The sequence below is a fragment of the Flavobacterium limi genome (assembly GCF_010645075.1).
GTDB lineage: Bacteria > Bacteroidota > Bacteroidia > Flavobacteriales > Flavobacteriaceae > Flavobacterium > Flavobacterium limi.
This window is the reverse complement of sequence record NZ_JAADZV010000007.1, coordinates 242537-265940: the sequence shown is the minus strand read 5'-3', so window position 1 is coordinate 265940 and position 23404 is coordinate 242537. Positions and strand designations below refer to the sequence as shown.

Genomic DNA, 23404 nt, shown 5'->3' with positions numbered 1-23404 from the left:
TGATTTTAATGCAAATGTTTTGTTAAACTCGCTTTTTGCTATTTATTATCTAAACTTTGTGTCTATCTTTGCACTCGCAAATCAGGAAGGGGTGGTTTCCTTCCGAATTGATATAAATTTTCATAATTTATAGTTTTTTGGTTAGTTAATAGCATAAAAACTCAGTCATTCGTTGACTGAGTTTTTTTGTTTTGGTATATTTGGAATAAAATTTGCTTTTATCGCCCATAAACAGTAAAAGTCTTATTATGAAAAAACTAACTCTATTCATATTTATACTCGCCACACTAAGTTTTGATACCTATAAAGAAGATGCTTTTGATGTGGGGGAGTATTTCAGATTCAGAATTCATTACGGAATTGTAAATGCAGGATATGCTACTCTCGAAGTTAAAGAAGCTGTTGTAAATAATAAAAAAGTTTTTCATGCAGTGGGTAAAGGCTACACCACCGGTATGTCTAAATTTTTTTTTAAGGTGGAAGATTTATACGAAAGCTATTTCGATAAAGAAAACGGTGATCCTTATCGCTATATCCGAAAAATAAACGAAGGTGGTTACACTAAAAATCAGGAAGGCTTTTTTATGCAGTCACAAAATCGTGTTTTGGTAAAAGATTATAAGCGTAAAACCGAAAAAACAATTATTGTTACAGATAAGGCACAGGACATTATTTCGGCTTTTTATTACTTACGTAACCATCCTAATATCGACAAATTAAAATCGGGTGAATCTATTACAATTGACATGTTTTTTGATGAGGAGATCACAAAATTTAAGTTAAAATATATAGGTCGTCAGGATATTACAACTAAATTTGGCACCGTTTCTACGATGGTTTTTAAGCCATTAGTGCAAACTGGGCGTGTCTTTAAAGAAAAAGAGAGTGTAACGCTTTGGATAACAGATGATAATAATAAAGTTCCGGTTAGAATTAAGGCCGATTTAGCAGTTGGGTCACTTAAGGCTGATCTTGACCAATATAAAGGATTAAAATATCCATTTAAAGTAAAAAAATAATGAATACCACAGATAATTCTGAATCAATCCTGAAAGAAATTGATCTTAAATTTAAAGCTATAAATCAAAAAACAGATGTTCAGCTTGAAGGATTGCTTTGGTCTAAACCAATTACATACTGGGATTATATCCAAACGGATGCACTTTTAAATCTTCAGATACAACGCACTACGCTTCCTGATGAAATGGTTTTTATTATGTATCATCAGGTCAACGAATTGATTTTTAAAATGATTTTGTGGGAAATTGATCAGATTGCCGATACTGAAAATATTCAGGTAGAGTTTTTTAGTGAAAGACTTTCCAGAATTACCCGCTATTTTGACATGCTGACCAATTCGTTCAGTATTATGGAAAACGGAATGGATGTAGACCAATACATGAAATTCAGAAATACCCTGACTCCCGCAAGTGGTTTCCAAAGTGCACAATACAGAATGATTGAGTTTGCTTCAACAGATGTTATTAATCTAACGGATAGAAGATACAAAGCTAGTTTTGATGAAAACACTGATGTAGCAACTTCTTTTGAATATTTGTACTGGCAGGCTGCAGGAAAAGATTACCAGACAGGTGAGAAATCGTATTTGCTTCAGGAATTCGAAAAAAAATATAAAGGGCAGTTTCTGAGCCAAATGTCAGATTTTAAAACGAAAAATATCTGGCAAAAATTTACTCAGTTACCAATTCAAGATCAGCAAAATACCGAATTGATTAAGGCAATGCGTCATTATGATTATACGGTAAATATTACCTGGGTAATGCAGCATTTAAATACAGCTATAAAATATATTCTGGAAAGCGGAAAAGGAAACGGAGAAGCTACAGGTGGAAGCGACTGGCAAAAATATATGCACCCAAAATACCAAAGACGCATCTTTTTTCCTAAATTGTGGACCGAAGAAGAATTGTCCAATTGGGGGAATGAGCCGACGGCTTAGTTTTCCAGAAAAAAATAAAAGTTTGAAAAAAGCATTCGTAATTATAACATTCTTATTTTCAATAATTTCATGTAATAAAACAGAAGAAAAAGTTGAAACTAAAATTAGTAAGCCAAAAACTAAAAAGGTAGAATTTGGATTTAATTACAATGATTTTAATGTTGTTCACGATACGGTACAAAAAGGAGATTCTTTTGGATCCATAATACAAGGTCAGAATATTGGTGATAAACAGGTTTATAATATTGTAGAGCAGGTAAAGGATTCTTTTAATGTAAGGACCATTCGTTATAATAAACCTTACACTATTCTTCGGTCAAAAAACAAAACCAATAAACTGCAGGTTTTTATTTATCAGCCTGATGCACTTACGTATTATGTGGTAGATTTTAGGGACAGTATTGCATCAGCTTACAAAAAGGTAAAACCGGTTACGTTCAAGCGCAAAATAATTGGCGGTGTCTTAAAAAGTTCTTTATCTGAAACTTTAGGAAATAATAGTGTCGAGGCTGCTCTTGCCAGCCGAATTACAAAGGTGTTTTCCTGGTCTATCGATTTTTTCAAGCTTAAAAAAGGAGATCGCTACGGTTTAATTTTTACAGAACGTTTCATTAATGGTAAAACCTACGACGGCGTAGAAGACTTACAGGCAGCATTTTTTGAATACAAAGGAAAAATCATCTACGCTTTTCCATTTGAAAAAGATACGCTCTCCCGGAAAATTGAATATTATGATGATGAAGGAAAAACACTTAAAAACTTCTTCTTAAAAACACCAATTAAATTCAGCCGTATTACTTCAAGATTTACCATGAACAGGTTTCATCCGGTACAGCACAGATGGAAAGCCCACAAAGGAACTGATTATGCAGCTCCAAGAGGAACCCCAATTTCTACAACAGCTTCGGGGATAGTTGAACAGACAGGTTACACTGCCGGAAACGGAAATTTTGTAAAAGTAAAACACAACGGGACTTATTCGACCCAGTATTTGCATATGTCTAAAATTCTGGTCCGCCGCGGACAGCGTGTAACACAAGGACAAACCATCGGACTTGTTGGAAGTACTGGACTAGCTTCCGGGCCTCATGTTTGCTATCGTTTCTGGAAAAATGGCATTCAGGTAGATGCACTTCGTCTTAACTTACCAACAGGGGAATCTTTGACCGGAAATGATAAAACCCGTTTCTTAAGACAAATGGAACCTTTAAAGAGAGAACTGGATAGTATTGGTAATCTTTAGTATTTCTTAGAAAAACATGAAGAACAAACGCATTAAAGAAACTCTTGATGAGACTTTTTCAGATTTAAAACTATTTTACAGAGACACTAATCTTTCTGGAAACCTAATTTCAAATTATAAAATTGGGCAAATAATCAAAGAGAAAGGCTTTACCGATATGACTTCTATGGGTGGAGGACTTTCAGGTAATTTTAGATATTTAATTGCAAGTGCCAATGCAAAAGATTTATCGAAATTCAATCCTGAATCTTCGAAAATCGGACATTTTCTTTTGGATGAGATTACATTTTTTAAAGTTTTGGATATCCAAAAAATCGGAAACAAAACGCAGGTTTTTCTGCTTCATATTCCGGATAATTCACTTTCGCTTTTTAAAAATTCAACTTCTAATATTGAAGAAGAAATAACGGAGAAAGCCAGACAAAAATTTAGTTCCAAAATCAATGCTCCTTTAATTCCGGAATTGCAAACAGAAAACTGGAAGGAAAAGACCAAAGCACCAATTGGGATGAATGATCTCGGCGAAATGTTTTTCGATGATACAACCATAAAAGTTGAAGAATCAAAAAGGATTGAGATCAACAAGGATAAAAAGACAATTGAAATCAATAAAAAGCCCTGGTGGAAGATTTGGTAGTGAAGAATTTTGTTTTTTTAGATTAAAATAGTTTCTTCAAATTTGTTTCACCCCATTGATCCATCAAAATCAATATCTCTTTAAAAGATTGCCCAAGCTCTGTTAATTCATATTCTACTTTTGGAGGAACTTGTGCGTGTACAATTCTCTTTATCAAATCATCCTGTTCTAATTCCTTAAGTTTTAAAACTAAAATGCGTTCAGAAATCCCGGTCAGTCTGCTTTTTAATTCATTATATCTGAGTTTTTTTTCAGCAAGCAGATAAGACAGGATGTTGATTTTCCATCTGCCTCCAATTAGTGATAATGTAAAAGCAATTCCGCAGTTTTCTTTCCAGTAAATTTCGTTAATGTTATTAGTGGAGTTTTCTTTTCTAAGTTTCATACTTACTATTTTGTTTGTTCCTTACAATTAGGTATGTATCCTTTTTTTTGAGCGTTAATAATGATATTTGTGAAAATTAAAATTTTAAAAAATGGAAACAATTAAAATGACTCTTCACTGGCTAAGCTATGCTTATTATCTTTATGTATTTGGTTATGCATCGCTTTTTAAAGTATTTCAAAAAAAATCGATGATGCAAAGTATGAAATCTTTGGGGTTTAATAAAATCTGGACAATCTCAATTGGGATTTTAGAATTATTTGGTGTAATACTCCTTATAATTGGAATTTTTAAGCCACAATATAAAAATGCGGGAATATTATTTTTATTTCCATTTGCCGTTGGTGCATTTACAACTCATATGGCTCATAAAGAATATGTTTATTTTTATAACTCTTTAATAATGTGTGTTCTTACATTAGTATTGTTGGCTACTGATAAAAATTTTAGAATAATGTTATAGCCGTATGTATTTTCCAAATCATTGAATTAAGTAGAATTTTTCAGGATGAGTAAAAACATAAAACGTTTTCGTAACTAATTGTTATATAATTGCAAAGCGTTCCGTTATTAAAAACTAATTTCAGTATTTTTGTGTTTCTAAAAAAAACTACAATTAAAAAAAAATGGCTTTAAACACAACAAATCCAACAGGAACTGATGCGTGGAAAAATCTTCAAAACCACTTCAACGCAATTCAGCAGACTACAATACAGGAATTATTTCAGCAGGATGTTAATCGTGTAGAAAAATTCAATTTGCAATGGAATGACTTTTTAGTTGATTATTCTAAAAACAATATTAGCGAAGAAACTATTTCGCTTTTGCTGAAATTAGCAAATTCAATTGAATTAAAAAGTGCTATTGCTCAATATTTTGGAGGAGAAATCATCAATCAGACAGAAAACAGAGCGGTTTTGCATACTGCTTTGCGCGCACCGGAGTCTGCAGTTATAAAAGTAGACGGAGAAAATGTAATTTCGGAAGTTTACGAAGTAAAAAATAAAATTAAAAACTTCACAAACGAAGTAATTTCGGGAGAAAGAAAAGGATATACCGGAAAAGCTTTTACGGATATCGTAAACATAGGAATTGGGGGTTCTGACCTTGGTCCTGCAATGGCTGTGGAAGCTTTACAATTTTACAAAAATCATTTAAATGTACATTTCGTTTCGAATGTAGATGGTGATCACGTGAATGAAGTAATCAAAAAATTGAATCCTGAAACCACATTATTTTTGATTGTTTCTAAGACTTTTACAACTCAGGAAACATTATCAAACTCAGAAACTATCAAAGAATGGTTTTTGAAATCAGCATCTCAGGAAGATATTGCCAAACATTTTGTGGCAGTTTCTACCAATATCCAAAAAGTAACGGAATTCGGGATTAATCCTGATAATGTTTTCCCGATGTGGGACTGGGTTGGAGGAAGATTTTCATTATGGAGCGCAGTTGGTCTGAGCATTGCTTTGGCAATTGGTTTCGATAATTACAATGATTTATTGAAAGGCGCCAACGAAATGGATGAACATTTCAAGTCGGCAGAATTCGATCAAAATATTCCGGTAATTTTAGCTTTGTTGAGTGTTTGGTACAATAATTTTTATGGTGCCGAGAGTGAAGCTTTGATTCCATACACGCAGTATTTGCAAAAGTTAGCACCATACCTGCAGCAGGCAACCATGGAAAGCAACGGAAAAAGTGTTGGCCGCGACGGAAAACCGGTTAACTATCAAACCGGAACTATTATCTGGGGAGAGCCGGGAACAAATTCACAACACGCGTTTTTTCAACTAATCCACCAGGGAACAAAATTGATTCCGACAGACTTTATTGGATTCGTAAAACCATTATACGGAAACGAAGATCATCATGATAAATTGATGTCTAACTTTTTTGCTCAGACAGAAGCTTTACTAAACGGAAAAACGGCTGCACAGGTTCAGGCAGAGTTTGACAAACAAGGACTTTCTGCAGAAAAAGCAGCTTACTTATTGCCATTTAAAGTTTTTACAGGAAACAAACCAACCAATACTATTCTGATCGATAAACTTACACCAAAAAGCTTGGGTTCATTGATTGCTTTATACGAGCATAAGATTTTTGTTCAGGGAGTAATCTGGAATATTTTTAGTTTTGATCAATGGGGGGTAGAATTAGGAAAACAACTGGCAAATTCTATTTTAGATGAAATCAATTCTAAAACGGTAAAAACGCATGATAGTTCGACTTCATTTTTGCTTAATCATTTCTTAAGCAAAAAATAACAGCTTTTAATTTTATTAAAAACAGGAAGGCCGTAATTTTTTAAATTACGGCGTTTTTTGTTATATAATTTTAAAGATTCTTACAAAAAATATTGATTATTACTTCTTTACAAGGTTTTGGTTGCCAATATTATTATTTTTTTAATAAAAAAAATAAACATTAAATTGAAAAATTATATTTTATTTATCATTTAAAGATAAAATCGTATTAATGTTCAATGCAATACGCAAAACTTGTTATTCTTAACTTTTTGCTAACATTATCTGATTAATTTGTTATAATTTTGCCAAAAACAATAAACAAAAAAATAACAAATGAAGACAATGAAAAATTGGTTACTTACAGGACTATTGTTCATGATAGTTTCAACCGCATTTTCTCAGGGTAAAATCACAGGTATTATTACCGATGGTACAGGTTCGTTGCCAGGAGCTAATGTAGTTATCAAAGGATCTAAAATTGCAACTTCTACCGATTTTGATGGTAAATTTACTATTGAAAGCCAAACGAATACTGGCGAACTGGTAATTACTTACCTGGGTTATAATACCCAAACTTTGAGATTTTCGGTTTCAAACGGTTCAACAACAAATTTAGGATCTATAATCCTTGAGTCCGACTCTAATCAATTACAAGAAATTGTGGTTAAAAGTACAGTAGTCGATATTGCTAAAGACAGAAAAACTCCTGTTGCTGTTTCTACAATTAAAGCTGCAGAAATTCAGACAAAATTAGGGTCACAGGAATTTCCTGAGATTCTTGCCAATACTCCTTCGGTATATGCAACAAAAGGAGGTGGTGGATTTGGAGATTCAAGAATCAATATTAGAGGATTTGACCAAAGAAACATTGCTGTAATGATTAACGGTGTTCCCGTTAATGATATGGAAAATAGCTCTGTTTACTGGAGTAACTGGGCAGGTTTGTCAGATGTTACTTCTGCTATGCAGGTACAAAGAGGTTTAGGTTCTTCTAAATTAGCTATATCTTCAGTTGGGGGAACTATAAATGTTGTGACCAGATCTGCAGATATGAAAGAGGGCGGAACAGTTGCTTTTACAACAGGTAATGATAATTATTTTAAGAGTCTTGTTTCCTATTCTACAGGAAAAATGAATAACGGTCTGTCACTTTCTATATTATTAAGTAATACAATTGGGGATGGTTATGTTGATGGTACTAAATTCTCCGGTCAAAACTACTTTGTTGGGGTTGGATATGCAAGTAAAAACAATAAGCACGATTTTCAATTTACTTTCACAGGTGCTCCACAATGGCACCACCAAAGAAGTTTTGCTAATACTTTAGCATCTTATATTCAATACGGAGATCCGGCTAAGAACGAGCCAAACATTAAATATAACTCTGATTGGGGGTATAAAAATGGGGAAGAATATTCATGGGCGAGAAACTTCTATAGTAAACCTGTAGCTTCTCTTAATTATGACTTTAAAATTTCAGAGAGAACCAAATTATCTTCAGTATTATACGCTTCATGGGGTAGAGGAGGAGGAACAGGAAGTATTGGGAAAAGTCCTTTCGCTTTCAAAACTGCTGATGGTTTAGTCCCTTTTGATGAATTTGTTAAGTTTAATACAGGTCAGCCAAATACTGTTGGAGCTCCATTGACTCCTAATGCTGATGGTGAATATGTTGTTAACAGCACAACAGGATTTACAAGAAGAGCTTCCATTAACTCACATGACTGGTATGGTGCTGTAATTAATTTAAATCAAAAATTAACAGAAACATTGACTCTTGATTTTGGTATTGATGCAAGAACATATACAGGATACCACTTTAGAAATGTAAGTGACAGATTAGGTGCTGATGTTTATTTTGATAATAAAAATGCTACTTTTAAGCCAAATGGTAGATATCTATATGAAACCTACTCGGCATCTCCAAGTTTCAATCCTTTTACAAACGTAAAAGATCAGGAAAAAATTGAATATGACAATAACGGATATGTTAATTGGTATGGAGCATTTACGCAGTTGGAATATTCAGGAGAAAAACTTTCAGCTTTTGTTCAGGGTGCAATTTCTAACCAGGGATTTCAAAGACAGGATACTTTTCTTTATCTAAAGTCTGACCCGCTTTATAAAACGGATACTGAAAATATTTTAGGAGGTAACGTAAAAGGGGGTGCTAACTACAATATTAATGAGCACCATAATGTTTTTGCAAATGCAGGATATTATTCTAAACAGCCATTCTTTAATGCAGTCTATCGTAATAATCAATCTGTTGCATTTGATACTCCTAATGAAAAAGTCTTGGGAATTGAAGGAGGGTATGGTTACAGATCTTCAATCATTAATGCTAATTTAAATGTGTACTATACTTCTTGGGAAGACAGATACCAAAGATCAACTGACCCGAGTTCTTCAAACCGAAACGGATATTTTGACGCATTAGGTGTAAACGAACTTCACACTGGTGTCGAGCTTGAATTAAATGCAAGGCCAACTCCAAAATTAAATTTAAATGCAATGTTTTCATATGGAGAATGGAAATATGAAGGAGATGCAAGTTATACCAAGTTTGATCAGAATAATGTGCAGCTTGAAACAGGGACATTATACCTTGACGGTGTAAAAGTTGGGGATGCAGCTCAGACAACAGCAAGTTTAGGAGCTTCATATGAAATTTTGGAACGTTTTAGTGTTGATGCAAATTACCGTTATACGGATCGCCTTTATGCTGCTATTGAGCCAGGAAGATTTTCTGCAGAAAATCATAAAGGTACTTTAGAATTACCTTCTTACGGATTAATGGATGCTGGTGTTTCATATAAATGGTTAATTTCAGGTAAAAGCTCTTTAAGCTTCAGAGTGAATGTAAACAACGTCTTAGATGAAATTTATATTTCTGAATCAAAAACAAACATATTTGCAGATGATTTTGTATCAGGAACTTCAGGACCTACTTATGCTTCCTCAGGAAAAACATACGATGGCATTGCAAATGCAAACCAGGTGTATTTTGGATTTGGAAGAACATGGAACTTTAGTATGAGATTTAACTTCTAAAATTTAGAACCAGAATAAATATCAAAACGGCACTGACTTTATAGGTCATTGCCGTTTTTTTATACCCTTTTTTGTTATATTTGTTTTAAACAAAATATTAATCTATGTATCATTTTATTCAAAAGCTCCACTCTGGCTGGGCTTATTTGGCATTATTACTTTTATTAATTGCAGTTGTAAATGCCATTTTAGGATTCACTTCAAAAAAAGATTTTACTGCTAAAGACCGAAAAATTGCCCTTTTCGCTTTAATAGGGACACATACACAACTATTAATCGGTTTGATTCTTTATTTTGTATCTCCGTTAGGAAAAGATGCTTTTGGTCAGATGTCAAATGCAGCACTTCGACTAACTTCATTAGAACACCCATTAATCAATTTAATTGCTATTGCTTTAATCACAATAGGATGGTCAAAACATAAAGAACTAATAAATAGTGAAGCAAAATTTAAAACATTCGCTATTTTTTACGGTTTAGGGTTAGTGCTTATTTTAAGCAGAATTCCATGGAACTTATGGTTTCAGTAAAACCAAAATAAGCCCTTCCTACAGGGCTTTTTTTATCTCGGCATATTATTTGTACAAACTCCCCCCAGGTCTGAAAAAAAATAAATTATGAAGAATAAAAAAAATATTTTGCTCTCTATTCTTTCAGTGACTTTATTAAGTTGCTTTACCTACGTTATGAGTCAGAGTAAACCTGTTGAAGCTAAGGTTTCTCAGGATACTTTAAAAACAGATAAATTAAAAATGGCGCCTTTAAACGATTCTGTTTTTAGTGTTGAAGGCCTAAAATTAAAAGTTTATAAAAAATCAGCTCACGCTTCTTATTATCACGATCGTTTTAACGGAAAAAAAACAGCAAGCGGAGCACGTTTCAATAATAATAAATATACAGCTGCTCACAAAAAATTACCTTTCGGAACTAAAGTAAAAGTAACCAATGAAGCCAATGGAAAATTTGTAATTGTTGAAATTACAGACAGAGGTCCATTTGTTAAAACAAGAGAAATAGATTTATCTAAAAGAGCTTTTATGGAGATTGCTAAAAACAAAGGAGCAGGTGCCATGAATGTGACAATTGAAACTATTGAAAAATAAAAAATCCGAAAGTTCTAAACCAACTTTCGGATACTCATTATAATTCCGGTATGTGTGCCTTCATGGTAATTATTGAATGATAACGCATCTTCAACGTTTCGAAGTGTAAATCCCATACTCGTGGTATATTCTCTATAATTTACAAAAATTTTATCTGCATAATCTTTCTGGACCTGATCCAGTGTTTCAGAAAGTAAGCTTCTGATTTTGTCCACTTCTGCCTGCGAAACATCGCCTTCGGGTTTGGTTCCTTTGCTGTATCTGGCAATAAAATCTTCAGGAACTATAGATGGAAGTCCGGATAATTTGTAGATTAAACTCTGTTGAGCTGCTATGCAATGCGCAATGTTCCAGATCAAATTATTATTAAAACCCTCAGGAATTTTATTTAATTGCTCTAATGAATGATTATCTAAAATTTTCAACAAAATTTCCCTGCTTGTTTTTTGTACTTCGAAAACTGAATTCATAAATTTATTTTTTCAATAAAATTAGACAATTTTAAGGATCAATTAATTTTCTTTGTACCGAAATAAACTAAAAATTATGAACAAAATATACTACTTAGCCTCTTGCGATACGTGCCGAAAAATTATCAAAAGCCTTCCTGAAAATCATAATCTGGTTTTTCATGATATCAAACAAGACCCGATTACGGTAGCTGAACTGGAAGAAATGTACCAATTGTCCGGAAGCTACGAAGCGTTATTCAGCAAGAAAGCACAATTGTACAAATCAATGGATCTTAAAAACAAATCACTGACAGAAGCCGATTTCAAAAAATACATTTTGGAACATTATACTTTTTTAAGCCGTCCGGTTTTTATTATCGATGGTAAAATTTACATCGGGAACAGCCAGCAGAATATTCTGCAGGTGATGAAAGCTTTAGAAGAAAAGTAACCTAAAATTTCTTTAGATCCGGATTTGCGTTAGGGATTACTTCACAAGATTTTATTTTTAATCGGAGTTCAGTGAATTTCATTTGCAGCGGAAATCCTTTTTTGGAGCTTTTTGGCTCTAAAAACGATTACTTCGTCAATTCGCTATCGCTCGGGTATAGCGGATAGCCCGGCCTTTAGGCAACGCCCAAATAATTTATAACTTAGACCTTGCGTAACTAGAAATTAACCCTGTAAAGTTTTTTAGTATCTTTGCGCCTTTATACTCAATTATATGATACAATCGATGACGGGTTTTGGTAAAGCATCTTTGCAATTGCCAACAAAAAAAATTACTGTAGAAGTAAAATCTCTGAATAGTAAAGGTTTAGACCTGAATGTGAGGATGCCTTCGGTTTACCGCGAAATGGAATTGGGCTTGCGAACCATGATTTCGACCAGACTGGAAAGAGGAAAAGTCGATTTTGCGATTTATGTTGAAAGTACTTCTGAGCAGACTTCTACCAAAGTAAATGTTCCGGTTGTGAAAAATTATATTGCCCAGTTAAAAGAAGTTTATCCGGAAGCAGATGAAACAGAACTAATGAAGATGGCTGTTCGTATGCCGGATGTTCTAAAGACGGAGCGTGAGGAAATTGACGAAAACGACTGGGATCAGATTCAGGTTATCATTCATGAGGCTTTACAAAATATATTAAGTTTCAGAAAAGACGAAGGAGAGTCGCTTGAAAAAGAATTTAATCTTAGAATTGGAAATATCCGCCAATATATGGAGGATGCCCTGGCATTAGATCCGGAAAGAGTTCAGGCTATAAAAGACCGTCTGCATACAGCAATTTCTGAATTGCAGGTTAATATTGATGAAAATCGCTTCGAGCAGGAACTGATCTATTATTTAGAAAAGCTTGATATCACGGAAGAAAAAGTCCGCCTTACCAATCACTTGGATTATTTCCTAGAAACTTTAAACGGAAACGAAGCAAACGGCCGTAAGCTTGGTTTTATCACTCAGGAAATGGGAAGAGAAATCAATACGATGGGTTCAAAATCAAATCATGCACAAATGCAGAAACTGGTGGTAATGATGAAAGATGAACTGGAGAAGATTAAGGAACAGGTACTAAACGTTCTGTAATATGAAACATTATTTCCTATTCTTCTTTTTAATACTATCCAATTGCTTTGGACAAGAAGTTTCTGAAATAAATAAAGTTTTGGAAATACCGGATAGTTTAGAATACGAACAGGAAATACGTATTTATAAAGATTATTCAATTGCGAATAAATTTGAAATTCTTAGAATGTTTAAGGATCAAAACAAAGAATGGGTAGTTTACAGATATTGGTATTCTAAAGAATTTAAGGATGTAACAAAAATTAATGTGATACGTTTTCCCAAAGAAAATATTGGAAAATTAAAACCTAAAAATGCTGATTTAATCTGGCTTAAGATTCTGATTACAAATGTTGAGTTCCTTCCTGATATGGAAAGTATCAGATATAAATTTGGTACTCCTTTCATTGATTCAGATAGAGGAGAACCTGCAATCGTAAACAAGAAAATACTTGTTACTGATGGGGATGCATATAAAGTTTTTGTCAGAAATGAAAAAAACAAAAATAACTTTTCGTTTAACAATCCTAAAACCTATCTGAAGCATTATCCAGCGGTTGATGAATTAATCTCATATAATGAATTATTATCAGTAATAAACAAAGAACTTAATCTCTTGAATTACTGATTTCACATAAATAAAAATGAATAAAGGAAAATTAATTGTTTTTTCTGCCCCTTCAGGATCGGGAAAAACAACGATAGTAAAACATTTACTGAAACAGGAAGATTTAAATTTAGAATTTTCAATCTCAGCAGCTTCCCGCGCCCCACGCGGAGAAGAAGTCAACGGAAAAGATTATTACTTTATTTCGCTGGAAGAATTCAAAAAACACATCAAAGCCGAAGATTTTCTGGAATGGGAAGAAGTGTACCGAGACAACTTTTACGGGACTTTAAAATCGGAAATTGAAAGAATCTGGGCTTTGGGTAAAAATGTCATTTTCGACATTGATGTTGCCGGCGGATTGCGTATCAAACACAAATTTCCGGAACAGACTTTAGCTGTTTTCGTAAAACCGCCAAGTGTTGACGAATTAAAACGCCGCTTAAAAGAACGCTCCACAGAAAGCGAAGACAAAATCAATATGCGAATTGCAAAAGCTTCAGTTGAGCTGGCAACTGCACCTCAGTTTGACGTGATTATTAAAAACTATGATTTGGCTGTTGCTTTGGAAGAAGCACATGATTTGGTGAAAGACTTCGTAAATAAGTAATTACTCCGCAGAGATACACAAAGACAAACACCGAGATTCGCAAAGTATTTTTAAACTTTGCGAATCTTTGTGCTATCTTAGCGATTCTCTGTGAAACCTCAAAAGATGAAAATAGGCCTCTACTTCGGAACATACAATCCCATTCATATTGGTCATTTGATTATTGCCAATCACATGGCGGAATTTGCCGGTTTAGATCAGGTTTGGATGGTTGTTACGCCTCATAATCCGTTAAAAAAGAAAGCAACTTTGCTCGATGACCATCATCGTCTGCAAATGGTGTATCTGGCAACCGAGGATTTCCCAAAAATAAAACCTTCGGATATTGAGTTTAAACTGACCCAGCCGAATTACACTGTGAACACTTTGTCGCATTTGCAGGATAAATACCCAACCCACGAATTTTCATTGATTATGGGGGAGGATAATCTGAAAACACTTCACAAATGGAAAAACTATGAAGTACTTTTGGAGAATCATGATATTTATGTTTATCCGCGTATTTCAGATGAACCGGAAAATAGCGAACTAAAATCACATCCCAAAGTGCATATCATTGACGCACCGGTTGTAGAAATTTCGTCTACTTTTATTCGGAATAATATTAAAAACGGAAAAAATATCCAGCCGCTTTTGCCTTCAAAAGTCTGGAAATATATTGATCACAATAATTTTTATAAAAAGTAAAACGTAATTTTTGTCATTTCGAGGAACGAGAAATCACATAAAGTGAGATACACAGTACGTCGCTCTCTGGGTGTGATTTGCTTCGCCTGTTCGCTATCGCTCGGGTCTCCTCCGTCGAAATGACAAACTAGTACAAAAAAGCCCGAATTACTATGATTCAGGCTTTTTAGCTTTTAGAGAACTTTTTATTTCACTTCCGTTCCTTCAAATTGTATTCTCGGGTCATTCACATTTACGAGTTCATCGAGTTCGTAGATGTTTTTGTAACCGTATCCATAAAGATTAATATGCGTTGGAATATTCAATGCCAGCATAATTGGTTTTCTGTTAGACAGAATTTGGGTTTCGATTTTCGTTTTTGGTTTCGCCATTTTCGAGGCAAAATCTATTGGATCTCCGTCAAAATTATTATTACAGTAAATCAATATTCTGGTATTGGCATCCGGAATTAACTTTAAAAGGTTTTCCTGAGTAAAATCGGTAAAATCCAGATGAATCGCTCCTTTCAGATGTTTTCTGTTGAAACGAAAATCAGAACGGGAATCTAAAATCACCGTATTTTCTTCCTTAGCCATTTTCAAAAAAACCTCCAGACTCACCAGATTTTTTTCTCTTTGTTTTTCTAATTCGCTTACCAGATTTTTAAAATCATTGTAATCAACGAGTGCTTTTGGATATTGGGTGTCTTTTTCCATCTTTTTTCTTTTGTTTACTTGTGAATGGATAATGCCGGTTATAAAACAGCAGCCGGCTAAAATGATAAGAGCTGTAATTTTCATATTTTTATATTTTAGTTCGGATTAAAATCTGTTTATAACCGGTATTTTTTATGCCTCAACACTTATGCCTGCGCTGACACGGGCTCTGATATCATTTAAAGACTGATCTGCCAAAAGTTTTCCATCTCTGAACACTTCTTTTAGTTCGCCTTGTTTTTCTTCTTCCCATGAAACATTATCTGTTAAATGATAAACACCGTCAACCAAATCAATTTTCATAAGGCCTTTTGCAGATTTTTTAGTACCGTCATCTGTAATCGGATCTTTGAAGATGGCTCTTCCTTCGCCATCAACTTCTCCATAAGTAGCTTTCATTGCAAAACCAAAAGTATCCCTCGTATTGTATTGATAAGTAAAAGAGCCAATTCCCAAAACCACATTGGTAGAAGCGAATCCTTTTGCTTTTAATCGCTCGCAAATTTGAATTGCTCTGGCAACCGTAATACTGTCGCCGTAAATTGCGCCAATTTGCGGTACTAATTCTTTAAAACCTTTCTCATTTATGCTTCCGCCAAAAACGTCCCATAAAAGCTCGATTACACCTTTCTTTTCCTGTTCTGTTTTTCCGTTCGGGTTTCCGCAGATAATATCCACCGGATCACCGCTGTCAGGACGAATTACTACTTTTCCTTCTCTTGAAATAATTTCTTCTTTTAGTCTTGGAAGATAATCGGTCAAAACTTTCCATAAATCCCAGGTGTCAGAAACGATAGAAACAATTCCTTTTGGATAAACTTCTGTAATCAGTCTTTTAAAAGTTTCACATTCACCTTCGGTTGTTCCCATACACATTACAGAATGCTCGGTTGCGGCTACAGATCCTGCGATTAATTCAGTGTCAGAATTGGCGTTGTAATATTCTTCGAAGAAATCAATTGCCGGAATCGTATCAGATCCTGTAAAACTTAATAAGTGTCCTGCTGCTGAAGTCACAGCTGCTTCGATTCCGCCCATTCCTCTCATAGAGAAATCGTGTCCCTGCCAGTTTACAAAATCAGGTACAGATGAAGTTTCTTCAGCGTATTTGTCCAGTACTTTTCTGTATTCCCTTGCGATTGTAGCTGAGTTACAAGGCAGCCAGATTACCGCAGAAAGCAAGGTCTCAAAATAATTCGTCAGCCAGAAAAACTCCGGAATCGTATTGTACATGGTAAACATTGGCACTCTCAATGGTACACTGGCACCTTCAGGCAAGGCTTTAAAAACCATCGGAATGTATCCTAAATCATGCAAATCTTCAATGTGTTTGGTACCCACTTGATTTTCGCCCAAATAATTATTGATTCTTCGGGCATATTTTTTAACGACTTCTTCTTTTGGCTGTTTGAAGAAATGTGTATCGAAATCATGAATAATGTATTTTTTGATAAAATACTGCAATCCGAAAAACACAACTTCCTCAAGACCTTCAATTCTTGATTTTCTTGGTGTCCAGTTAGAATATACTAAAGTGGTTTTGTCCGGGTATTGTCTTCTGTGGTCAACTTTGTAACCGTCTGTTAATAGTAATGGGTTCATATGTTGTTATTTAAATTATCTGATAATCGTTCTGCTAAATTTTTTATATCATTGGATTTGACTAATGTGTCAATCCATTTTTTCGGAATATTTTTAATTCCGTAATAAATGCCTGCCAGCCCTCCGGCAATTGCTCCGGTTGTATCGGTATCTTCTCCTAAATTAACAGCTTTCAAAACCGTTTCGGCATACGAATCCGAATTCAGGAAGCACCACAAACTTGCTTCTAAACTATGCAGTACATATCCCGAAGAATGAATTTCACTTTCATTATACTTCGAAATATCATTTTTTAGAATCCTGTCAAATAACTGAATTTCTGCCGGATTAAAATTTTTATCTTCCAAAAACGCCAAAACAGTATTTTGCATTTCTTTATATGATTCGAATTTATCTTTATCTTTTAGAATTTCCAAACCATAAAGTACATAAATAAAACAGGCAAATACAGACCGGAAATGAGCGTGTGTGATGGATGAAACTTCTTTTACTTTTTGATAAATCACTTCAATATCATTTTCATTTTGAAGATAAAAAACCAAAGGCAAAATACGCATTAAGGAACCGTTTCCGTTATCTTCTTCATTAAAACCGCCGCATAAATCAGGTTGGTGACCTTTTGCTATATTAAGAATGGCATGTCTGGTCGCTATTCCGATATCAAACACCTGTTCGTGAGGTGTCCATAATTCAGCACTATACCATTTTACAAAATTTCTGGCGATATCATTTAAGTCATAACCTTTGCACAAACTTTCGGCTAAACAAAAAGCAAGTGAACTGTCATCGCTCCAGGTTCCTGAAGGCTGATGATGGGTTCCAAAACCAAACATATCCGAAACAGGATTCTGTTTTAAATAAGCCCTTGATTGAAATTCTACCGGAACGCCCAATGCATCACCAATGGCTAAACCAAACAAACTTGATTTAATTTTATTATTCATAATTTTGGTTTTTAGCTAATAAAATGAGTTCACAAAATAACTCATTCGTTTTCAGCGTAATTCGTTCATTATCCGGATCCAATTTTGGGAACGAAAAAATTCCTGATTCCCTATTAACTTTTGACAGTGAATATCCCTTTTTTTTGAAAAACAGTTCTGAACTATCGGATACAACAATCTCCCAATCGCCATGGATATATCCTTTTGTTTTATTTTGCTGCGTTTTCATTAAAATAAAGTCATATACACTATCAAAATGGGTTTTGGAAAAACATAATTCATTGTTTTTTTCGGATTTCATATTGTTGCTCATTTGAAAATTAAAGAATGACAGGATTAGTGAGATTTTAATTTAATCCATCATTTGTTTGTGGACATTCTGTTAATTGCTCGATATATTTTTTAATTCTATTTTCATTTTATTAGAGCACAATTCACTGATTGTGTTTGTTTTTAAATTAATCCGTGTATTTAAAAATCATAAACCACAACTTTTAGATCCTGATTAGACAGGGTTTTAAGAATAACAGGTTCAATCATTTCCCATTTTCCTCCTGCCAATCCGCAACCAATTCTTGGCATGTGAACCGATGCATTGTTTGTTTTTGCAAAATCTGAAACTGCTTCTAATCCTTTTTCAATTGCATTGTACCGAATTGGAGCGTCTCCGTTTTCATCTTTATTGATTTTATGCTGACCAATTAAATTCGCCACCCATAAATCTTCTTCAACCTGAACAAACTGCACTTTTCCTAATTCAAAACCTTCTTTTGATTTGAACCAATTTCGATATTCATTTTCAGGTTTTTTCCATTTTTTGGAAATCGCCATTACAAATCCTTTTCCCCATCCGCCAATGTCATTACAAACGTGAACGATTATTTTATTCTCTGATCCATCAGGGGATGTAGCATCGCCTTTTATATATTGAATGGCTTTCATTTCTTTATTTGTTTTCTATTTCTAGAATATCTTTATAAATCTGATAATTTTCATCATCAAAACAAACAAAAATTACTTTGTCTATTGCTATACTTACACTAAAATCTTTTACTGTTTTGATTGCTATCTGTGCTGCTTTATCTTTCGGGAAATGATAAATTCCTGTACTGATGTTTGGAAAAGCAATTGTTTTTATTCCGTTTTCGACAGCAAGTTTTAAACTGTTCTGATAACAATCTGCCAGAAGTTTTGATTTCTCTTCTTTGTTGCCATTCCAAACAGGTCCAACAGTATGAATAACATATTTAGAAGGAAGATTTCCAGCTGTTGTAATTACTGCTTCGCCAGTTTTACAGCCTCCTCGTTTATTACGAATTTGAATGCATTCATCTAAAATTGCTTTTCCTCCTTTTCTGTGAATGGCTCCATCAACGCCACCGCCTCCAAGTAATGAAGTATTGGCTGCATTTACAATTGCATCAACATTGATTTCTGTAATGTCTGCTTTAATGAGTTCTAAAATCATTTTCTAAAACTGTTTAATTTATTTGTTAGTTCTGTATCGGAACTTACAACAGAAAGGTCTGTGAAAAATACATTAACTATTTGTATCCCATCGACTATATTAGAATTAAAATCATTCAAATCTTCTGAAGGAATCCAAAGTTCGTTATGATTTTTATCGCCGACATTTTGAATTTCATACTTTTCCAGGAAAGCTGTTTTGACTTTAAAAGCTGTTACAATTCCAATAAATCCTGAAAACTCATCAACTGTATTCCATTCAAAAGCAATTTGCTCTGCATATTGTTGATTCGTAACCGGATAAAAAATGGGTTGCCAATCCAATCTTGGCGGAAATGAATTGTATCCTAATTCAGCAATTAATTCCATTTCCTTCAAACCTACCGGACGATATAATTTTGTTGTTTCCATAATAACTTATTTCAATTCATCCCTAACTTCCATCAAAGCAAAACCTAAAAGATTCAAACCTTTCCACTTCTCCGGATTCATTACATCTTTATGATCACTCGCCATTCCGATTCCCCAAATGAGATCAACCGGACTTGCTTCTGCCAAAACTCTTTCTTTTGTATTAATTAAAAACTCCTTCAAAACTTTGTTTTGACTGAATTTATGAAGATTTCCTTCTTTTACAATCTCAAAACGATTTTCCAGCCAGATTTTGTCATCGTAGTTTCTAACTTCTCTTCCTAATTTTTTGGCTTCTGCCGGAGAATCAGCTTCAAGGATTTTTTCTAAAATTTCCTGATCCTGAAATAATTCGGCTTTTTTTGCCATCATCCAGTGTTCGGCCGTTTTATAAGTAACTTTTTCAACTTTAAAAGAACTTAACCACCATTGGCTGAAACAGGTTTTGGTAATTTTACCGTCTTTGTTTGGCTGATGTCCCCAGAAAAACAAAAACTTACTTTCCGGCGCTATATTTTCTATCGTATATTTCATCTTTTACTTATTGAAACAAAGAAGTAATGTTTTTAAAATCTTTTGAATCGGGCGAAAATGATCCGTATATTTCATTAAAATCCGTGGTAAGCTTTTCAAATTCATATTCTTTCTCCAGCTGATCCATACAGGTTACCACCAGATTTCTTTTCGCATTCAGGCTGTAAGCTGCATCCAGTTTTAAAGCGTAATTCAGTAAATCATAATCTAAATCACCAAAGCGAAGTTCTTTTTGATATTCGTTGAAAACACAGGTTTCTTCTTCGTTGTTTTTTAATTTTAATTCCCTTTCATTTGGCATCCAGCCGTGTCCATGTCTTGTGGTATAACTTCTGGTTGCATAAAACACTTCAATATTTTCAATCTTTAATCTATTGCAAATTTCAATTGCATTTTTTGAAGTTGTATTCGCATACGTCACATTCGGAAAAATACCATGATCCATATCGAGCAGGATTCCCTGGCTTCCTTCAAAAATGAATTGATTATAATTTTCTAAAAAACTGTAATCACTGATGTTCCATTTTATTTGGCCAATGGCTTCGAGGTATTTTTCGACTTCCTGATCGATTTCACTTTCGTTTAGAAAACCATAATAATAGGCGATTTGGTTTAACTTTTCTAAAAGCATTTCGCGTGGCGCAATCAAATCTATCGCAAACAATTTGTACGGACCTTCGTTTCTTTTCATGGTTGCACCAATTCCTTTTCCGCAGGTTCCATGATCCAGATTTCGAACATTATTTCTGTTTTGCCAGACATCAAAAGGCGTGGTTATTTTTGCTAAAGGATGAATGTGAAGTTCCGTATTACCTCCGTTTTTTTCTAACTCCGCTTTTTCATTATATAAAAAAAGAGGATGAACCGTACAATGTTCACTAAAATAAGAAGGTAAACCCCGAAGCGCACCACTTGCAAAACTCGAATGAACATGTTTTCTGTCATCAATCATAACCGTATGCGCTGCCTGTTGTCCTCCCGAAAACCGAATAACTATAGCTTCAGGATTTTGCTTTGCCAGAAAATCGGTTGTGATGCCTTTTCCTTCATCACCAAATCCTAAACCTATAACTATTTTTGCTGTTTTCATTTTATTGTTATTGTTTACTTTTATATCTCAAACCTAGTCAATCCAAACTTAAATGATATTTTTTTTGTCTGAAATACTTTAATGTTTTTGTTTTTCGCAAATTCGACAATTTCAATTTTATCCTTATCCGAGATGCTAATCCCAAGATTTATTTCATCAATAAATTCAAATGGAATGACAATTGTTCTATCCTTATCTGTTGGAATTCCTGGATAAAAAAGTTTAGCTAATCTATATTCTTGTTCATATTCCCATTCTTTAGATTTAAAATGAGTTTGCATAAATGATGTTCGCATATCGTGATCACTGAAAGGATCTATTGTAGGAAAATCATCTGAATATGCTACTGGACCACCTTTTCCAAAAAGACCACATTGGCGCATTTTTTCCTCATTATATCCAACATTAAATCCTTTATGAAAATTACCGTAGTGTGACCACATTAAAATAGAATCCCATCTACTGGAAAGAGAAAGTATTCCATAATGATTATCAGTAGCTTCAGATTCGATCATTTCATATTCTTGCTGATAAAGTTCAAGATTTTCAAGTCTTTTTAATTGGAATATTCTTTCTTCCTTACTATCTATTCCTTTTCTCATTAGCCAATCTTTATGTTTCTCAAGCCCTTGATCAATATAGCGTTCTATCTTTTCTTGACTATCAAGCAACATAAAATTTTTTCCAATTCTGAAATCAAAAGGATCATTGAAATTTTTTGGTGCTGATAAGTATACTTCACCCTTAAGTAAAATGTTCTTATGGTACTCGTCAGCCCAACTTCTGTATTTGTATATTATTTCTGGATAACTTTCTGGTTTCATAAATTAAAATATTAAAACATATACTTAAGCTGGCAAAAGAACTATCTATAAAAAACTAAAGCATTTCGATATTATCTAAACCATCTGTTCCTGAAACCGTGGTTCCTAAACCAGAACTTTTGTATCGGTCGCAGATAATCTTTTTGATTACGTTTGGAATTTCTCTGTGATCTTCAATAGACAAACAATTCTGGCCTAATAATTCTTTCCATTCTACATCGGCATTGATCGCCTGATTTGAGTGCAAAACACTAATGTGATATACGTCGTATCTTTTTTGAGCTTCCGCTAATAATTCAAGATGGGTATACGTCTGCTGTCCCTGACCCATAATTTCTTTGATCGCAGAAGCGGGAAGCGTTTTCAAACCCGGTTCATCACCAACGGTAAATAATAATCCTTTTTGTCCTCTTTTTTCGAAAGCATCTGTTTTGGTATGAAATGCTGCGAAATACCACGCTAAAAGATAACTTTCACCGGCGTTTCCGCCACCGCCAGATTCTATGTAAGTTCTCGTTAACCACATATCCAGTTCTTCATCTCCAGATTCGAATTGTCCCACCTGAAGCGGATATCTGTCGCATTCATGATCTCCGATTCCTAAGAACAAAAGTGCCGGGTCCGGAACACCTCCCTGAATAATGCCTCCCATTAATTTTGGCAATCCTTCTTTTATTAGTTCATGTGGAATATGCCCCATACTTCCCGTAACATCCAGTCCTAAAATAATCGGAACTGAATTTGGATGAACATCAGAATCCCTTGCTTCTCTAAAAATCACTCCGTTTGGGTTCATAGATTCATGAGCCATTCGTAAAGCGTTTTGTGTAAATATTTCTGCAGCCGATTTACTGGCATATCCTACTTTTTTTGCTCTGCTTTCGCGAGCGCCGAAATCATATCTTGTACCTCCCATGACTAAAATGTTTTACCGAATAAATACTCAAATCTCTTTTTTGTTACTTCAAACTGGATATTCAGATTTCTGATGGTCAGCGAAAGTTCCATATCTTTCTGAACAAAGGCTTCGGGCTGGAAATCAGCAAAAGTCAGACTGTTTTTATCCAATGGACTGATGTCGATCAATCCTTCCTGTTCTCTTTCGAGTCTTTTGATTTTTAGCTCAATATCTTCAACTCTGCGTCTGTAAATTAATTCAGAATCCTCGCCAATTACTTTGGCTCTGTCTTCTCTAATCTGATCATTGTTTCTTTTTAAAGACTCAATAAATCTTGGTTTTAAATCGTCACTCATTGTCTTTTTGGTTTATTGTTAATAGTTGT

Annotated in this window: 28 protein-coding genes; 14 read left to right on the top strand and 14 right to left on the bottom strand. The window is 34.2% G+C overall.

What is annotated here, in order from left to right; translation table 11 throughout:
- Positions 1 to 248 precede the first annotated feature (248 nt).
- Genes GXM16_RS15855 through GXM16_RS15840 form a run of 4 tightly spaced genes read left to right on the top strand, consistent with a single transcriptional unit; the run spans position 249 to position 3840 of the window.
- The gene (locus tag GXM16_RS15855) at positions 249 to 1019 is read left to right on the top strand and encodes a DUF3108 domain-containing protein (RefSeq protein WP_163395459.1); all 771 of its coding nucleotides are present in this window, start codon (positions 249 to 251) and stop codon (positions 1017 to 1019) included.
- The gene (locus tag GXM16_RS15850; protein ID WP_163395458.1) at positions 1019 to 1960 is read left to right on the top strand and encodes a tryptophan 2,3-dioxygenase family protein; all 942 of its coding nucleotides are present in this window, start codon (positions 1019 to 1021) and stop codon (positions 1958 to 1960) included. The genes GXM16_RS15855 and GXM16_RS15850 overlap by 1 nt, the downstream gene beginning before the upstream one ends.
- 22 nt (positions 1961 to 1982) lie before the next feature.
- The gene (locus tag GXM16_RS15845; protein WP_163395457.1) at positions 1983 to 3203 is read left to right on the top strand and encodes a peptidoglycan DD-metalloendopeptidase family protein; all 1221 of its coding nucleotides are present in this window, start codon (positions 1983 to 1985) and stop codon (positions 3201 to 3203) included.
- Positions 3204 to 3219: 16 nt separating this feature from the next.
- Positions 3220 to 3840 (top strand): hypothetical protein, encoded by a 621-nt coding sequence (locus GXM16_RS15840; RefSeq protein WP_163395456.1) that lies wholly within the window; start codon positions 3220 to 3222, stop codon positions 3838 to 3840.
- Positions 3841 to 3862: 22 nt separating this feature from the next.
- On the opposite strand, the gene GXM16_RS15835 is transcribed toward GXM16_RS15840, so the two are convergent.
- Entirely contained in the window at positions 3863 to 4225 is a 363-nt protein-coding gene (locus tag GXM16_RS15835; RefSeq protein ID WP_163395455.1) for a winged helix-turn-helix transcriptional regulator, read from the bottom strand.
- 91 nt (positions 4226 to 4316) lie between these two features.
- On the opposite strand from GXM16_RS15835, the gene GXM16_RS15830 reads away from it, so the two are divergent.
- The 5 genes from GXM16_RS15830 to GXM16_RS15810 all read left to right on the top strand — a co-directional run bounded on the left by GXM16_RS15830 (position 4317) and on the right by GXM16_RS15810 (position 10634).
- Positions 4317 to 4688, top strand: a complete 372-nt coding sequence (locus tag GXM16_RS15830; RefSeq protein ID WP_163395454.1) for a DoxX family protein — start codon at positions 4317 to 4319, stop codon at positions 4686 to 4688.
- A gap of 163 nt (positions 4689 to 4851) precedes the next feature.
- Complete coding sequence (pgi, locus tag GXM16_RS15825) at positions 4852 to 6495, top strand: glucose-6-phosphate isomerase (RefSeq protein WP_163395453.1); 1644 nt, start codon at positions 4852 to 4854, stop codon at positions 6493 to 6495.
- A 315-nt stretch (positions 6496 to 6810) separates the two neighbouring features.
- Positions 6811 to 9531, top strand: a complete 2721-nt coding sequence (locus tag GXM16_RS15820) for a TonB-dependent receptor (RefSeq protein WP_163395452.1) — start codon at positions 6811 to 6813, stop codon at positions 9529 to 9531.
- A 104-nt stretch (positions 9532 to 9635) separates the two neighbouring features.
- Complete coding sequence (locus tag GXM16_RS15815) at positions 9636 to 10061, top strand: hypothetical protein (RefSeq protein WP_163395451.1); 426 nt, start codon at positions 9636 to 9638, stop codon at positions 10059 to 10061.
- A gap of 87 nt (positions 10062 to 10148) precedes the next feature.
- On the top strand, positions 10149 to 10634 hold the full coding sequence (locus tag GXM16_RS15810) for a septal ring lytic transglycosylase RlpA family protein (RefSeq protein ID WP_163395450.1): 486 nt from the start codon (positions 10149 to 10151) through the stop codon (positions 10632 to 10634).
- A 14-nt stretch (positions 10635 to 10648) separates the two neighbouring features.
- Here GXM16_RS15810 and GXM16_RS15805 read toward each other — a convergent pair whose 3' ends face one another.
- Positions 10649 to 11104 carry a DinB family protein gene (locus GXM16_RS15805; protein WP_163395449.1) on the bottom strand — a complete coding sequence of 152 codons (456 nt, stop codon included), beginning with the start codon at positions 11102 to 11104 and terminating at the stop codon, positions 10649 to 10651.
- A 76-nt stretch (positions 11105 to 11180) separates the two neighbouring features.
- Between GXM16_RS15805 and GXM16_RS15800 the strand changes: the two genes are divergently transcribed.
- The 5 genes from GXM16_RS15800 to nadD all read left to right on the top strand — a co-directional run bounded on the left by GXM16_RS15800 (position 11181) and on the right by nadD (position 14554).
- Positions 11181 to 11537, top strand: a complete 357-nt coding sequence (locus GXM16_RS15800; protein WP_163395448.1) for an arsenate reductase family protein — start codon at positions 11181 to 11183, stop codon at positions 11535 to 11537.
- Between the two features lie 273 nt (positions 11538 to 11810).
- Positions 11811 to 12671 carry a YicC/YloC family endoribonuclease gene (locus GXM16_RS15795; protein WP_163395447.1) on the top strand — a complete coding sequence of 287 codons (861 nt, stop codon included), beginning with the start codon at positions 11811 to 11813 and terminating at the stop codon, positions 12669 to 12671.
- 1 nt (position 12672) lies between these two features.
- Positions 12673 to 13278 (top strand): hypothetical protein, encoded by a 606-nt coding sequence (locus GXM16_RS15790; RefSeq protein WP_163395446.1) that lies wholly within the window; start codon positions 12673 to 12675, stop codon positions 13276 to 13278.
- 16 nt (positions 13279 to 13294) lie between these two features.
- A complete protein-coding gene (gene gmk, locus GXM16_RS15785; protein ID WP_163395445.1) occupies positions 13295 to 13867 on the top strand; it encodes a guanylate kinase in 573 nt (190 codons plus the stop codon).
- A gap of 105 nt (positions 13868 to 13972) precedes the next feature.
- Entirely contained in the window at positions 13973 to 14554 is a 582-nt protein-coding gene (gene nadD, locus GXM16_RS15780) for a nicotinate (nicotinamide) nucleotide adenylyltransferase (RefSeq protein WP_163395444.1), read from the top strand.
- A 185-nt stretch (positions 14555 to 14739) separates the two neighbouring features.
- Here nadD and GXM16_RS15775 read toward each other — a convergent pair whose 3' ends face one another.
- The 12 genes from GXM16_RS15775 to GXM16_RS15720 form a co-directional block, all read right to left on the bottom strand.
- Positions 14740 to 15333, bottom strand: coding sequence for a rhodanese-like domain-containing protein (locus GXM16_RS15775; protein ID WP_163395443.1), 594 nt, complete (start codon positions 15331 to 15333; stop codon positions 14740 to 14742).
- A gap of 48 nt (positions 15334 to 15381) precedes the next feature.
- Positions 15382 to 16851: a nicotinate phosphoribosyltransferase gene (locus GXM16_RS15770; protein ID WP_163395442.1), complete on the bottom strand. Its 1470-nt coding sequence runs from the start codon at positions 16849 to 16851 to the stop codon at positions 15382 to 15384.
- Positions 16848 to 17795 (bottom strand): ADP-ribosylglycohydrolase family protein, encoded by a 948-nt coding sequence (locus GXM16_RS15765; protein WP_163395441.1) that lies wholly within the window; start codon positions 17793 to 17795, stop codon positions 16848 to 16850. The genes GXM16_RS15770 and GXM16_RS15765 overlap by 4 nt, the downstream gene beginning before the upstream one ends.
- A complete protein-coding gene (locus GXM16_RS15760; protein ID WP_163395440.1) occupies positions 17788 to 18096 on the bottom strand; it encodes a hypothetical protein in 309 nt (102 codons plus the stop codon). The genes GXM16_RS15765 and GXM16_RS15760 overlap by 8 nt, the downstream gene beginning before the upstream one ends.
- Before the next feature lie 170 nt (positions 18097 to 18266).
- Positions 18267 to 18737, bottom strand: a complete 471-nt coding sequence (locus GXM16_RS15755; RefSeq protein WP_163395439.1) for a macro domain-containing protein — start codon at positions 18735 to 18737, stop codon at positions 18267 to 18269.
- A 4-nt stretch (positions 18738 to 18741) separates the two neighbouring features.
- Positions 18742 to 19263 carry an O-acetyl-ADP-ribose deacetylase gene (locus GXM16_RS15750; protein WP_163395438.1) on the bottom strand — a complete coding sequence of 174 codons (522 nt, stop codon included), beginning with the start codon at positions 19261 to 19263 and terminating at the stop codon, positions 18742 to 18744.
- Positions 19260 to 19673: an ADP-ribosylation/crystallin J1 gene (locus GXM16_RS15745; RefSeq protein WP_163395437.1), complete on the bottom strand. Its 414-nt coding sequence runs from the start codon at positions 19671 to 19673 to the stop codon at positions 19260 to 19262. Before GXM16_RS15745 ends, GXM16_RS15750 begins: the two co-directional genes overlap by 4 nt.
- A 6-nt stretch (positions 19674 to 19679) precedes the next feature.
- Positions 19680 to 20207, bottom strand: a complete 528-nt coding sequence (locus GXM16_RS15740) for an NADAR family protein (protein WP_163395436.1) — start codon at positions 20205 to 20207, stop codon at positions 19680 to 19682.
- A 7-nt stretch (positions 20208 to 20214) separates the two neighbouring features.
- The gene (locus GXM16_RS15735) at positions 20215 to 21297 is read right to left on the bottom strand and encodes an adenylosuccinate synthetase (protein ID WP_163395435.1); all 1083 of its coding nucleotides are present in this window, start codon (positions 21295 to 21297) and stop codon (positions 20215 to 20217) included.
- A gap of 20 nt (positions 21298 to 21317) precedes the next feature.
- Entirely contained in the window at positions 21318 to 22121 is an 804-nt protein-coding gene (locus GXM16_RS15730; protein ID WP_163395434.1) for a DUF2971 domain-containing protein, read from the bottom strand.
- A 55-nt stretch (positions 22122 to 22176) separates the two neighbouring features.
- Complete coding sequence (locus GXM16_RS15725; RefSeq protein ID WP_163395433.1) at positions 22177 to 23037, bottom strand: hypothetical protein; 861 nt, start codon at positions 23035 to 23037, stop codon at positions 22177 to 22179.
- Positions 23038 to 23039: 2 nt separating this feature from the next.
- Positions 23040 to 23375 carry a hypothetical protein gene (locus GXM16_RS15720; protein ID WP_163395432.1) on the bottom strand — a complete coding sequence of 112 codons (336 nt, stop codon included), beginning with the start codon at positions 23373 to 23375 and terminating at the stop codon, positions 23040 to 23042.
- Between the last annotated feature and the right edge of the window lie 29 nt (positions 23376 to 23404).